The organism is Pseudomonas cichorii (assembly GCF_015471405.1).
In the GTDB taxonomy this organism is placed as follows: domain Bacteria; phylum Pseudomonadota; class Gammaproteobacteria; order Pseudomonadales; family Pseudomonadaceae; genus Aquipseudomonas; species Aquipseudomonas serbiensis.
This window is the reverse complement of the sequence record NZ_BLVZ01000012.1, coordinates 36,526-49,204: the sequence shown is the minus strand read 5'-3', so window position 1 is coordinate 49,204 and position 12,679 is coordinate 36,526. Positions and strand designations below refer to the sequence as shown.

At 58.0% G+C, this 12,679-nt stretch carries 12 protein-coding genes; 6 read left to right on the top strand and 6 right to left on the bottom strand.

Features of this window, described 5'->3' with window-relative positions:
* Positions 1 to 91 precede the first annotated feature (91 nt).
* From JL015_RS19240 to JL015_RS19225, 4 genes are all read left to right on the top strand, one after another.
* Positions 92 to 1,159, top strand: coding sequence for a phosphotransferase family protein (locus tag JL015_RS19240; protein ID WP_201019561.1), 1,068 nt, complete (start codon positions 92 to 94; stop codon positions 1,157 to 1,159).
* 31 nt (positions 1,160 to 1,190) lie between these two features.
* Entirely contained in the window at positions 1,191 to 1,958 is a 768-nt protein-coding gene (locus tag JL015_RS19235) for an SDR family oxidoreductase (protein WP_201019560.1), read from the top strand.
* A 140-nt stretch (positions 1,959 to 2,098) separates the two neighbouring features.
* A complete protein-coding gene (locus JL015_RS19230) occupies positions 2,099 to 3,241 on the top strand; it encodes a Gfo/Idh/MocA family protein (RefSeq protein ID WP_201002042.1) in 1,143 nt (380 codons plus the stop codon).
* A gap of 103 nt (positions 3,242 to 3,344) precedes the next feature.
* On the top strand, positions 3,345 to 4,124 hold the full coding sequence (locus tag JL015_RS19225) for a TSUP family transporter (RefSeq protein ID WP_201019559.1): 780 nt from the start codon (positions 3,345 to 3,347) through the stop codon (positions 4,122 to 4,124).
* Here JL015_RS19225 and nudC read toward each other — a convergent pair.
* Positions 4,092 to 4,928, bottom strand: a complete 837-nt coding sequence (gene nudC / locus JL015_RS19220; RefSeq protein WP_201019558.1) for an NAD(+) diphosphatase — start codon at positions 4,926 to 4,928, stop codon at positions 4,092 to 4,094. The genes JL015_RS19225 and nudC overlap by 33 nt on opposite strands.
* Before the next feature lie 39 nt (positions 4,929 to 4,967).
* Positions 4,968 to 5,780, bottom strand: a complete 813-nt coding sequence (locus JL015_RS19215) for a crotonase/enoyl-CoA hydratase family protein (RefSeq protein WP_201019557.1) — start codon at positions 5,778 to 5,780, stop codon at positions 4,968 to 4,970.
* 203 nt (positions 5,781 to 5,983) lie between these two features.
* Between JL015_RS19215 and JL015_RS19210 the strand changes: the two genes are divergently transcribed.
* Together JL015_RS19210 and JL015_RS19205 are read left to right on the top strand one after the other, a co-directional pair.
* The gene (locus JL015_RS19210; protein WP_201019556.1) at positions 5,984 to 7,468 is read left to right on the top strand and encodes an ATPase domain-containing protein; all 1,485 of its coding nucleotides are present in this window, start codon (positions 5,984 to 5,986) and stop codon (positions 7,466 to 7,468) included.
* On the top strand, positions 7,465 to 9,495 hold the full coding sequence (locus JL015_RS19205; RefSeq protein ID WP_201019555.1) for a hybrid sensor histidine kinase/response regulator: 2,031 nt from the start codon (positions 7,465 to 7,467) through the stop codon (positions 9,493 to 9,495). Before JL015_RS19210 ends, JL015_RS19205 begins: the two co-directional genes overlap by 4 nt.
* A gap of 19 nt (positions 9,496 to 9,514) precedes the next feature.
* Here JL015_RS19205 and JL015_RS19200 read toward each other — a convergent pair whose 3' ends face one another.
* From JL015_RS19200 to JL015_RS19185, 4 genes are all read right to left on the bottom strand, one after another.
* Entirely contained in the window at positions 9,515 to 9,892 is a 378-nt protein-coding gene (locus JL015_RS19200; RefSeq protein ID WP_201002030.1) for a response regulator, read from the bottom strand.
* A 175-nt stretch (positions 9,893 to 10,067) separates the two neighbouring features.
* A complete protein-coding gene (locus tag JL015_RS19195) occupies positions 10,068 to 11,249 on the bottom strand; it encodes a hybrid sensor histidine kinase/response regulator (protein ID WP_201019554.1) in 1,182 nt (393 codons plus the stop codon).
* Positions 11,243 to 11,857: a chemotaxis protein CheB gene (locus JL015_RS19190; protein ID WP_201019553.1), complete on the bottom strand. Its 615-nt coding sequence runs from the start codon at positions 11,855 to 11,857 to the stop codon at positions 11,243 to 11,245. The genes JL015_RS19195 and JL015_RS19190 overlap by 7 nt, the downstream gene beginning before the upstream one ends.
* Positions 11,854 to 12,675 (bottom strand): CheR family methyltransferase, encoded by an 822-nt coding sequence (locus tag JL015_RS19185; RefSeq protein ID WP_201002024.1) that lies wholly within the window; start codon positions 12,673 to 12,675, stop codon positions 11,854 to 11,856. Before JL015_RS19185 ends, JL015_RS19190 begins: the two co-directional genes overlap by 4 nt.
* Between the last annotated feature and the right edge of the window lie 4 nt (positions 12,676 to 12,679).

Here is a 12,679-nt window from a genome sequence, read left to right as displayed (position 1 = left end):
AGCCTATAAGGCTCGCCAAGGGTTGTTCGCCAATAGCCTGCCGATTAGATTAGCCAATGATCCTGACAGACCATAATAAACAGGAATAAGTATGGCGCTAACCGACCAGTCCACGGATATTCGTCCCGGTGAAGAGCTGGACGCACACCTGATTGATCCCTACCTGAAAGCACAGATCCCTGGCCTCAGCGGTTTGCCGCAGATCAGCCAGTTTCCGGGAGGCGCATCGAATCTCACCTACCTGATCCGTTATCCCGAACAGGAGTTTGTCCTGCGCCGCCCGCCATTCGGGCAAAAAGCCAGGTCGGCCCACGACATGGGCCGTGAGTACCGTATTCTCAACGGCCTCAAGGATGCATTTCCCTATTGCCCGAAAACCTATGCACACTGCACCGATGAAAGCCTGATCGGCTCTGACTTTTATGTCATGGAGCGGGTCAAGGGCATCATCCTGCGCTCGGACCTGCCGCCTGAGCTGAATCTGGATGCCCGACAGACCGGGGAACTGTGCAAAAGCTTCATCGACAAGCTGGTGGAGTTGCATCGGGTCGATTATCAGGCGTGCGGCCTGACTGACCTGGGCAAGCCTCAGGGTTATGTCGAACGGCAGATCCTCGGCTGGAGTGAACGCTACGAGAAAGCCATGACCCCTGATGCTCCCGCCTGGGAAACGGTCAGGAACTGGCTGGTGGAAAAAATGCCCTCCGACCACCCGCAGCACGCCATCGTACACAACGATTACCGCTTCGATAACGTGATTCTCGACCCCGAAAACCCGATGCGCATCATTGGCGTGCTGGACTGGGAACTGACCACGCTGGGAGACCCGCTGATGGATCTGGGCAACACCCTCGCCTACTGGATACAGGCAGACGACCCTGCGCCCGTACAGTTGATGCGCCGTCAGCCCAGCAATGCGCCGGGTATGCTGACCCGCCAGCAGTTTGTCGATTATTACGCCGAACGCTCTGGCATCCGCATCGATAACTTCGACTTCTACTACACCTACGGCCTGTTCCGTCTGGCCGGCATCGTGCAACAGATCTACTACCGGTTCTTCCATGGCCAGACCCGGGACAAGCGCTTCGCACAGTTCATCCAGATGAACCTGCTGCTGGAGCGGATGAGCCTGCAAGTGATCGAAAAATCCAGCCTTTGAGTGCAGTGACCCAAGGAAACAGGAAACCAACATGTCCAGAACCCAGTTATTCGACCTTGATGGCAAAATCGCCTTTGTTTCCGGTGCCAGTCGCGGCATCGGGGAAGCCATCGCCAGACTGCTGGCCCAGCAAGGCGCACATGTCATCGTCTCCAGCCGCAAGATCGAGGGCTGCCAGCAGGTTGCCGATGCAATCATCGCCGAAGGTGGCAAGGCAACCGCCATCGCCTGCCATATTGGGGAGATGGAACAGATTCAAAGCGTCTTTGAGCAGATTCGCCAACAGTTCGGGCGTCTGGACGTGCTGGTCAACAATGCCGCCACCAACCCGCAGTTCTGCAATGTGCTGGATACCGACCTCGGTGCCTTTCAAAAGACCGTGGACGTGAACATTCGCGGGTACTTCTTCATGTCCGTGGAAGCCGGCAAGCTGATGCGCGAAAACGGCGGCGGCAGCATCATCAATGTGGCCTCGATCAATGGCGTATCTCCGGGCCAGTTCCAGGGGATCTATTCGGTAACCAAGGCGGCGGTCATCAATATGACCAAGGTGTTTGCCAAGGAGTGCGCGGCGTTCGGTATCCGCTGCAATGCCCTGCTGCCGGGCCTGACCGACACCAAATTCGCCTCGGCACTGGTCAAGAACGACGCCATTCTCAATGTGGCACTGGCCCAGATCCCCCTCAAGCGCGTGGCGGCTCCCAGTGAAATGGCCGGTGCGGTGCTGTATCTGGCCAGCGAAGCGTCCAGCTATACCACCGGGGTTGCCCTGAATGTGGATGGCGGGTTTCTTTCCTGAGTGCAGCCATGACGTCTGCGTAGGAGCGAATTCATTCGCGAATGAATTCGCTCCCACAGAACCAGATAAGAATTAAATTTCCATAATTATAATTTGTAGAATATATTTTCCGAAAACAATAATCCTTTACGGAGACTGTCATGCGGAAAACCCCTCTCGCTGCGCCACTGGGTATCGGGCTGATCGGCACCGGTTTCATGGGCCGCGCCCATGCCCTTGCATTTCGTAATGTCAGCGCGACTTTTGAGCTGCCTGCCCCTCTCCACCTGGCGGCACTGGCCGATGCAGACAGCGCCCGTGCCGAGCAGTGTGCGCAAGCATGGGGGTTCGAGCGCAGTCATGGCGACTGGCAGCAACTGATCGACGATCCTCAGGTTCAGATCGTGGCGATCACCACACCCAATCATTTGCACTTCCCCATGGCCATGGCAGCCATCGCCGCGGGAAAGGCGGTGTATTGCGAAAAGCCTCTGGCCGTCAGCCTTGCCCAGGCCGATGAGATGCGCCGCAGCGCCCAGACCGCAGGCGTCGTGACGCAAGTGGGTTACAACTATCAGCACAACCCGATGATCGGCCTGGCAAAAGAGATGATCGAGGCTGGCGAGCTGGGGGACATCATCAGTTTCCAGGGCGAGTTCAGTGAGGACTTCATGGGCGACCCGGCTTCGCCATGGTCCTGGCGCTGTGAAGCCGAGCATGCCGGTGGCGCACTGGCCGATCTTGGCAGCCATCTGCTGGCCATGGCCCGCTACCTGTTGGGCGATATCGAAGCAGTGTGCGCCGACTCGAATACGGTGCATCGCCAGCGCCCGAGCACTCGCGGCAGCAGCGAGCTGCGCCCGATTGCGGTAGACGATCAGACCCACGCCCTGCTGCGCTTTGCCAGTGGCGCACGCGGCACCTTCAGCAGCAGCTGGCTCAAGCATGGCTACAAGAATCACCTGAGCTTTGAAATCAGCGGCACTCGCGGCACCCTGGCTTTCGATCAGGAGCGCTTGAACGAACTGCGCATTTATCGCTCGGGCGCCACCGGGCGCGATGGCTTCCAGCGGATACTCGCAGGCCCGGCCCAGGCAGGCTATGCCGCCTTCTGTCCAGCGCCCGGCCATCAACTGGGTTACAACGAACTCAAGGCACTGGAAGTACATTCTCTGATTCAGGCCGTTTGCGGCCTTGGCAAGCGAGGACCGGATTTTGAAGAGGCCTGGCAGATCGAACGCCTGGCAGCGGCGATTCGCCTTGCGGCGCGTGAACAGCGCTGGGTCGGACTGGGTGAAATTTGAGAGCCAGGCTTCGACCATTGTCTGACACTGGGTACACATGGGAGTAGAATGCGCGGCCTTCGGGCAGCCATTCTGCCCCCCTGCCCTATAAGCCGTACCGATCATGCCTTTTGAACTCAGTGTCGACCTTACTACCCTCGCTGTTCTGATCGCCGTTGCCTTCATCGCCGGATTCATCGATGCCATTGCCGGCGGCGGCGGGCTGCTGACCACCCCGGCCCTGATGACAGCCGGCCTGCCGCCGCATCTGGTTCTGGGCACCAACAAGCTCAGTTCGACCTTCGGCTCGGCCACGGCCAGCTTTACCTACTACCGTCGCAAGCTTTTCCATCCACGCCAATGGATGCATGCATTGGTCGGCACCGCTGTGGGTGCGGCACTCGGCGCGGTGATTGCCCATTACCTGCCTGCCGAATGGCTGAACCAGATGCTGCCGGTGATTGTGTTCGGTTGCGGTTTGTACCTGCTGTTCGGCGGCACGCCCAAGGCGCCGCTGGACAGTGACGCGCCGATCAAGAAGAAATGGCAACTGCCCCAAGGCCTGACGCTGGGTTTCTATGATGGCGTGGCGGGTCCCGGCACCGGAGCCTTCTGGACTGTCAGCACCTTGATGATGTACCCCGTGGATCTGGTGAAGGCCAGTGGCGTGGCGCGCAGCATGAACTTCGTCAGCAATGCCGTGGCCTTGTCGGTGTTCATCTTTTCCGGCCAGGTAGACTTCGTGATCGGCCTGAGCATGGGGCTGTCAGTGATGCTCGGTGCCTACTTCGGCGCAGGCACCGCAATCAAGGGCGGTGCCAGGTTCATTCGCCCGGTGTTCATCACCGTCGTGCTCGGCCTGACCGTGCGCCTAGCCTGGCAGCACTGGTTCGGGGGCGCCTGAGCGACGAGCCAGATACGACTCGATCAGATAGCGCGCAATGGAACGGCTGGCCGGCAAAGGCGGCAGGTCATCGATACGGAACCAGCGCGCATCTTCGATCTCATCGACCTGCGGCACGATTTCACCACTTTCATATTCGGCATGAAAGCCCAGCATCATCGAGTGGGGGAACGGCCAGCACTGGCTGCCCATGTAAGTGATATTGCGGATGCGGATCTGCACCTCCTCCATCACCTCCCGACGCACGCAGTCCTCGGCGGACTCACCCGGTTCGGCAAAGCCCGCCAGAGTGCTGTAGACGCCCGGCACGAAGCGCGGTGAACGGGCCAGCAGGATTTCATCGCCACGGGTAATCAACACGATCATGCTTGGCGAGATACGCGGATAGAAGCGCAGGTTGTCATGCTCGCAGTACATGGCCCGCTCGCCCGGAATCTGCACCGTCGGGCGGCCACAGGCGCCACAGAATCGATGTTCGCGAGCCCAGGTGCTGATCTGCGCCGCATAGCCGAGCTTTTGATAGACAGCAAAATCGCCTTGCAGCATGAACTGGCGAAGCCCCTGCCAGGTGCATCCTTCGACCTCCACCGACCTGTCGAGCACCAGCACATAGACCGGCTCGCCATCGAAGTGGCCAATCCCATGCTCGCTTTGCACCGGCAGGTCCTGACGCTTGAGCCACTCTCTGGGGAACATGACGCCATTGCCGTCGAGCAGGAAACCCTCGTCGCCATGGACCACGGCCCAACCACCCGTGGCTTGCGTATCCAGAACTGCGGTAGTCCAGCGCGCCGGGCGTGTCATGGCAAAACTCCTCTGGTAACTGGCAAGAATCTTAGCTCCTCAATTGTCGAAAACAGGCTTCTGCTTGCTCATGTGCGCCGCCATGGCCACTTTGAGGTCTGCCGATTGCAACATGGCAGAGTTCCAGATGGCAACGTGCTCAAGGCCATCGTCAATGCGATGGTCGCGCATGTAACCGATCATTTGCTTGGTGCCCTCTATCGCGATAGGAGACTTGGCGGCAATCTCACGGGCGATGGCGAAGACACCTTCCAACAGGCTCGGCGCATCGGCAAAAGTGCTGTTGACCAGACCGATGCGCTGGGCTTCTTCGGCACCCACGGTGCGCCCGGTATAAGCCAGCTCACGCATCATGCCGTCACCGATGATCCGTGGCAGGCGTTGCAGGGTCCCGACATCGGCAGCCATCCCCATATCGATTTCACGGATCGAGAATTGCGCGTCGGCTGCGGCATAGCGCATGTCGCACGCGGAAACCAGGTCGATGGCGCCGCCCAGGCAATAGCCCTGAATTGCAGCGAGCACGGGCTTGCGGCAGTTGTCCACCGCAGTGAACGAAGCCTGCATCTGCTGGATCTTGCGACGCAACATCCGCGCATTGCGCCCGACATCCTTGCCCATCTGCCCCGCGATGGAAGCCAGCAGCGCCAGATCGATCCCCGAGGAAAAATGCTTGCCCGCACCACTCAAAACGACGACACGCACCTCATCGTTCTCCTCGACCCACTGGAATATCTCGATTATTTCACTCCAGAAGGCAGCGCTCATGGCATTGACCTTGTCTGGTCGATTAATCTGCACATGAGCAATGTGATCGGTCAGTTCGACGAGAAAGGCTTGGTAATCGGACACGGGCATCATCCTCAGAGGTGATTATTGTTTTGACTGGCCCGGACTATACCAAGCCCTTCACAACTGCCGTAAGACGACTTTTGTGACATTTCCCGGACCGCGAATCGGCCATGTTCCATGGCCTGACACATAAAAAGTATGAACCGTCGAGGCCTCAAGGGGTCCAGATTCATTGCCTGCAATCGGAAACAAGAGGGCAATACTTGGAAAATTCAAAAGCGGTAACCGGTATAGAAGGTCTGGACGACATCCTTTCGGGTGGTCTTTCACGCAATCATGTTTTCCTTCTCGAAGGGGAACCCGGAACCGGCAAGACCACCGTAGCGCTGCAGTTTTTGCTGGCGGGTGCGCAAACGGGTGAAGTCTGCCTCTACATCACACTCTCGGAAACCGAACGAGAGCTGCGTGAGGGAGCACGTTCCCATGGCTGGGAACTGGATGAACATATCGAGATTTTCGAGCTGACGCCTCCTGAAAGCCTGCTCAATACCGAGCAGCATCAAAGCCTGCTGTACTCCTCCGACCTTGAGCTGGGGGAAGCAACACGGCAGATCTTTGACGTGGTGGAGCGCATCAGGCCATCTCGCGTAGTCATAGACAGCCTTTCGGAAATTCGCCTGCTGGCGCAGAGTTCGTTGCGCTACAGACGGCAGATTCTGTCCATCAAGCATTACTTCGCTCGCTATGACGCGACCGTCATTCTGCTCGACGACCTGACTACGGAGTCTCTGGACAAGACCGTACACAGCGTCGCCCACGGCGTCATCCGCCTGGAAGAACTGACACCCAACTATGGCGCAGAACGGCGACGCCTCAAGATCGTCAAGTATCGCGGTCAGAAGTATCGCGGCGGCTTCCATGACTTCACCATCATGGAAGACGGAATCCATGTGTTCCCGCGCCTGGTCGCGGCCGAACACCGTAATGACTACATCCGCACGCAACTGGGCAGCGGCATCAAGGAACTCGACGACTTGCTCGGCGGTGGTACGGACAGCGGCTCAAGTACGCTGATCCTCGGCCCGGCCGGCACTGGCAAATCGTTGATCGCACTGGTCTTCGCCGCACAGGCCGTATCTCGTGGCGAGCGGGTCGGCCTGTTCATCTTCGACGAAGAACTGGGCCTGCTGTTTGACCGGATGAAAAAGATAGGCATCGACCTCAAGGCCTTGCAGGCCACGGGCAACCTGATGATCGAGCAGGTGGACGCTGCCGAGTTGTCTCCGGGGGAGTTTTCCCATCGGGTGCGCCGCTGCGTGGATGACAAGCAGATCAAGACCGTTGTCATCGACAGCATAAACGGCTATCAGGCGGCAATGCCGGAAGAGAACTCACTGGTTCTGCACATGCATGAACTTCTGCTTTATCTCAACCGACAAGGTGCCTCGACCTTCATGACCGTGGCGCAACACGGCCTGGTTGGCGATATGCAAACGCCAGTGGATATTACCTATCTGGCAGATACCGTCATCCTGTTGCGCTACTTTGAAGCGCTCGGCCAGATTCGCAGGGCCATATCCATCATCAAGAAACGAACCGGCACTCACGAATCGACGATTCGCGAATACCGCATTGGCAGGAGCGGCCTGAGAATAGGCGAGCCGTTATCAGCCTTTCAGGGTGTCCTGCGCGGCGCTCCCGATTACTTTGGCGAAAGCAAGCCACTGCTCAAGGATGAAGACGAGTGAGTGTCAGCGGATTGTTATCGGAGCGGGCTGTCATTCTGGCCCCCAGAGGACGTGACAGTCAGATTGCGGTAATGATCCTTGAGGAAGCGGGCTATGGAGCAACCATAGCCCGCGATCTCAACGAACTAGGCCAGGAACTGGCTGCCGGAGCGGGACTCGCGATCATTGCCGATGAGGCACTGCGCGGTGCGGATATCGATCCGCTGGTGAGCCTTCTGGCCAACCAGCCCGCCTGGTCAGACCTGCCTATCGTGTTGCTCACTCACCATGGCGGCCCGGACCAGAACCCTTCGGCACGTCTGGGCAACCTGTTGGGCAACGTCACTTTCCTGGAACGCCCCTTCCACCCCATCACTCTGGTCAGCCTGGTGTCCACGGCCGTGCGCGGCCGTCGACGCCAGTACGAGGCTCGGGCACGCATGGAGGATCTTGTGGAGGGTGAAAGGCGTTTGCAAAACGCCCTCAAGGCAGGTCGGCTCGGTTCATGGCAACTGGAGACCGGGTTTCTGGTACTGACCTGCTCGGCCATCAGTAAAGCCCACTATGGCCGCGAAGAGCACGAAAACTTCACCTACGACGACTGGCTGGAAGCAGTTCACCCCGAAGATCAGCCCCGTATGCAATCGGCCTTGCAGCGCAGCCTGGATACGGGCGTCGATTTCATCATTGAGTACCGTGATATCTGGCCCGACGGCTCGGTCAACTGGGTCGATGTGCGCGCACGGGCACTGCGCGCCAAGAACGGCCATGTCAGCGCACTATCCGGAGTGACCTCCGACATTTCTGAGCGCAAGCAGGCCGAAGCTCAGCTCAGAAGCCTCAACGAAACCCTTGAACAACAGGTCGAGGAGCGAACGTCGCAGTTGCGCCATAAGGAAGAGATCCTGCGTCAGTCGCAAAAGATGGAGGCTGTCGGCCAGTTGACCGGCGGCATCGCCCACGACTTCAACAATATGCTGACGGGAATCATCGGCAGCCTTGAGCTGATCAGGCGACGCCTGGCTCGGGGCCGTATCGAGGACCTCGACAACCTGATCGACCTGGGCGTGACCTCCGCCAACCGTGCAGCCGCTCTCACCCATCGTCTGCTGGCCTTTTCCAGACGCCAGTCGCTGGACTCAAAGCCCGTAGAGATGAACCAGTTGATCAGTTCCATGGGCGAATTGATCCAGCGCAGCCTCAACGAAAGCATTCACCTGGACATGCGCCCGCATGCAGAGCTATGGACCGCCGAGGCCGACCCCAACCAGCTGGAAAATGCCCTGCTCAACCTGGTGCTCAATGCACGGGACGCCATGCCCGATGGCGGGCAGTTGCAGATCGAGACCTTCAATCAGCGGCTGGACAAGTCGTTCACCAACGCCCATGAAAACCTTCTGCCGGGCGACTATGTAGTACTGAGTGTCAGCGACAACGGCTGTGGCATGCCGGAAGCCGTGGTCAGCCGCGCCTTTGACCCGTTCTTCACCACCAAACCCATCGGCCAGGGCACAGGGCTCGGGCTGTCGATGATTTATGGTTTCAGCAAACAGTCTCATGGTCATGTCGCCATCAAGAGCGAAATGGGCCGCGGTACGACAGTGCAGTTATTCCTGCCGCGCTTCCAGGGCGATCAGCCTGAAAACGAGCAGAGCTATCAGGGCAACACCCTTTTTGCCAAAGAAGGCGAAACCGTACTTATAGTCGAAGACGATCCAGCCGTACGGGCCTTGGTCAGCGCAGTGCTCGGTGAACTGGGGTACGCCTTCATAGAAGCCGGCGATGCCCGTGGAGCCGTGCCGATTCTGGAGTCGGATCAACGCATTGACTTGCTGATCAGTGACGTCGGCCTGCCCGGCATGAACGGTCGGCAACTGGCGGAAATAGCCCGGCAACTGAGGCCAGAGCTGAAAGTGCTGTTCATTACCGGCTATGCCGAACATGCGGCGGCACGCTCGGGGTTTCTGGACACGGGCATGCAGATGATCACCAAGCCCTTTGCGTTTGATCACCTGACATCCAAGGTACGAGAGATGATCGAGGCCTGAAGCCTCCATTCTGGACGTTTCAGGCCAGCAGGCGCTGGATCTGCGTATGCAGGGTTTCCATGGTGAATGGCTTGGCCAGAATCGGTGCCTTGCGAGTGATCGGGCTGTCGCAATCGAGAATTTCCGCCGGATAGCCGCTGATGAAGATCACTTTGAGTTCAGGTCGCAGTTTGACTGCCGGCTCGGCAATCATCACACCGGAAAAGCCGCCTGGCAGGCGATAGTCGGTGATCATCAGGTCCAGATGGGGCTTTGTCGCAAGAATCTCGAACGCCTGCTCGCCGTTGGTGGCCTGCAAGACTCGATAGCCCTCGCCCGACAGATAGTCGGCCAACAGCATCAAGATCAGGGGTTCGTCTTCGACGATTAGTACGACGTTTTCTGCATCAGCGCTCATGGAACTGCCTTTGTTCTGTAAATAGCTGCCAATACGACCACGGCGCTCTGTAGAGGTTGCGCTAATTTTTCCCGAAAATTTGCAAACCTCTGCAGGAACGAATTCATTAGCGAAGGGCCAGTACATTCCATAAAAATTCATCGCCTGGAATGCTGCCTCGCGAATGAATTCGCTCCTACAGCGGCAGGCAGACCCGGAATGTCGAGCCCTTGCCCTCTTCGCTTTCCACGACAATCCGGCCGCCATGGGCCAGGACGATCTGTTCGGAGATGAACAACCCGAGCCCCAGGCCGGCAACGGCATGCTTGGCCGTTACCCGCTCGAACTGCTGGAAGATGCGCTTCTGGTTTTCCCCGGAAATACCGATCCCCTGGTCGATCACTTCGACCCTTGCCTCTCCGTTGTCACAGTACACACGCACTTCAATCGGCTTGCGGGCGCCGTAGCGCATGGCGTTGGTCAGCAGGTTGGCCACCACCTGCTCTATCCGGAATTCGTCCCAGACACCAATGACCGTGTCATCGGCAAACAGGGTCACGGTAGATTCGGTCGCAGTAATCTGGGCGGAGAAGTTCTCCAGCAACTGGCTGACCAGTTCGCTCAGGTCAAAAGCACTCGGCCGGATCGACAGTTTGCCGGTGCGGATACGGGACACATCGAGCATGTCTTCGATCAACCGGATCAGGCTCTGGATCTGGCGCTCGTCGCGATCGACCATGCCACGCAGTTTTTCCATGGTGAAAGCCGAAGCGTTGTCCTTGGCCAGATGCAGCTTGCGCAGCTGGGTTTCAAGGATCAGGCCATTGAGTGGCGTACGCACTTCATGGGAAACGATGGACATGAAGTCATCGCGCATGCGGATCGCATGCTCAAGCTCGCCCTGTGTCGCCTGCAAGCGCTTGAGCAGCACCTCCTGCTCCTGACGACTCTGCTCCAGTGCCTCGACCTGCAGTTTCACTGCCTTGCGCTGACGATAAAGCTCGACGAACACATTGACCTTGCTCTTGACCGCATGGATATCAAGCGGCTTGTGCAGGAAGTCCACTGCGCCGCTTTCATAGCCCTTGAAGGCGTAGTTGAGCTCACGCCCTGCCGCACTGACAAACACGATGGGGATGTTCTTGGTCTTCTCGGTGCTGCGCATCATCTCGGCCAGCTCAAAACCGTTCATACCGGGCATCTGCACGTCGAGAATGGCCAGGGCGAATTCGTGCTGCAGCAGCAGAGACAAGGCTTCGTCTGCCGAAAGAGCCTTGTAGACTTCTCGGTCATCGCGCTTTATCAACGCTTCGAGGGCGAGCAGGTTTTCCGGCAAATCGTCGACTATCAGCAGTTTTGCCTGGATTTCATTTAGCATGCGATTCGTTCCAGCTCGACCAGCAGTTGGCCTATCTCATTCAAAGGCAGAAGGTAATCGGGCGAATGAAGCGCCAGAGCCGCCTCCGGCATGGTACGTGCCAGGGCCTGATCAGGGTCCTGGATCACGGTAAAGCCACCGTATCTCTTGATGTGCGCCAATCCGAGCGCGCCATCGTTGTTGGCACCGGTCAATAAAATGCCCGCAAGGCGTGAGCCAAAGGCATCGGCAGCCGAATCGAACAAGATATCGATGCTGGGCCGAGAATGAAACACACGCTCTTCCTGGCTCAATGAAAAGCTCTGATCGTTTTCAACCGACAGGTGGTAACCGGCGGGCGCAAAATACAGCGTGCCCGGCACAATCGACTCCTTGTCGTCAGCTTCCTTGACCGGTATCTCCAGACGATTCTGGAACACATGGGCCAACTGGCTGCGTCGCTCCTCAGGCAGATGCAGGACAGTAATGATCGGCAGACGGAAGCCGGGCCTGAGCAAGCTGAATATTTTCAGCAATGCTTCCACACCCCCAGCCGAAGCGCCGACAACAATGGCATCTACGGCCGGCAGGGGGCAATTCTGCGACTCGGCACTGAACGTCGTTTTCATTTTTTCCGGTAGATCCGTTCCGGCTTCACCAATGTCTCGAAAGCATTGCTGTACGCGGAGAAATCCAGAGTCTCCTTGCTGCCCAGCGCCAGGAACCCGCGATGGCACAGCGACTCATGGAACAGCCCGAACGTTCGGTTCTGAAGGTTCTTGTTGAAGTAAATCAGCACATTACGGCATGAAATGAGCTGCGTTTCGGAAAACACGCTGTCAGTGGCCAGACTATGATCGGCAAAGGTGACATTTTCACGCAGGGTCTTGTCGAATATCGCGTAATCATAGGCCGATGTGTAGTAATCCGAGAGCTCGCGCTGACCACCGGCCTTGCGGTAGTTATCGGCATAGGCGCGCACGCTTTCCATGGGGAAGATCCCCTGCTTGGCCTTTTCCAGCGAGTTGGGGTTGATATCGGTGGCGTAAATGATGGTGCGCTCCAGCAAACCCTCTTCGCGCAGCAGGATGGCCATCGAATAAACCTCCTCCCCTGTGCTGCATCCGGCGATCCAGACCTTTATCGAGGGATAGGTTCTGAGCAATGGCACGACTTCCTGGCGAATCGCCAGAAAGTGCGAAGGATCACGAAACATCTCGCTGACCGGAATGGTCAGGAACTGCAGCAATTGCATGAAGGCCGCCGGGTCATGCAGCACCCGCTCCTGCAAGGCGGAGATGGTGCTGCAATCGAACTGGCGCAAGGCATGACTGACCCGACGCTTGATGGAAGCGCCGGAGTAATCCCGAAAGTCGTAGCTGTACTTCAGGTAAATAGCATCAATCAGCAGTCGCAGCTCGATATCAGCGTTTCGATCAAGAACCATGAAA

What these genes read in the sequence shown, in the direction of transcription:
- JL015_RS19240 (WP_201019561.1), top strand. Translation starts at nt 92, where the DNA reads ATGGCGCTAACCGACCAGTCCACGGATATTCGTCCCGGTGAAGAGCTG.
- JL015_RS19235 (WP_201019560.1), top strand. Translation starts at nt 1,191, where the DNA reads ATGTCCAGAACCCAGTTATTCGACCTTGATGGCAAAATCGCCTTTGTT.
- JL015_RS19230 (WP_201002042.1), top strand. Translation starts at nt 2,099, where the DNA reads ATGCGGAAAACCCCTCTCGCTGCGCCACTGGGTATCGGGCTGATCGGC.
- JL015_RS19225 (WP_201019559.1), top strand. Translation starts at nt 3,345, where the DNA reads ATGCCTTTTGAACTCAGTGTCGACCTTACTACCCTCGCTGTTCTGATC.
- nudC (WP_201019558.1), bottom strand. Translation starts at nt 4,928, where the DNA reads ATGACACGCCCGGCGCGCTGGACTACCGCAGTTCTGGATACGCAAGCC.
- JL015_RS19200 (WP_201002030.1), bottom strand. Translation starts at nt 9,892, where the DNA reads ATGAGCGCTGATGCAGAAAACGTCGTACTAATCGTCGAAGACGAACCC.
- JL015_RS19195 (WP_201019554.1), bottom strand. Translation starts at nt 11,249, where the DNA reads ATGCTAAATGAAATCCAGGCAAAACTGCTGATAGTCGACGATTTGCCG.
- JL015_RS19190 (WP_201019553.1), bottom strand. Translation starts at nt 11,857, where the DNA reads ATGAAAACGACGTTCAGTGCCGAGTCGCAGAATTGCCCCCTGCCGGCC.
- JL015_RS19185 (WP_201002024.1), bottom strand. Translation starts at nt 12,675, where the DNA reads ATGGTTCTTGATCGAAACGCTGATATCGAGCTGCGACTGCTGATTGAT.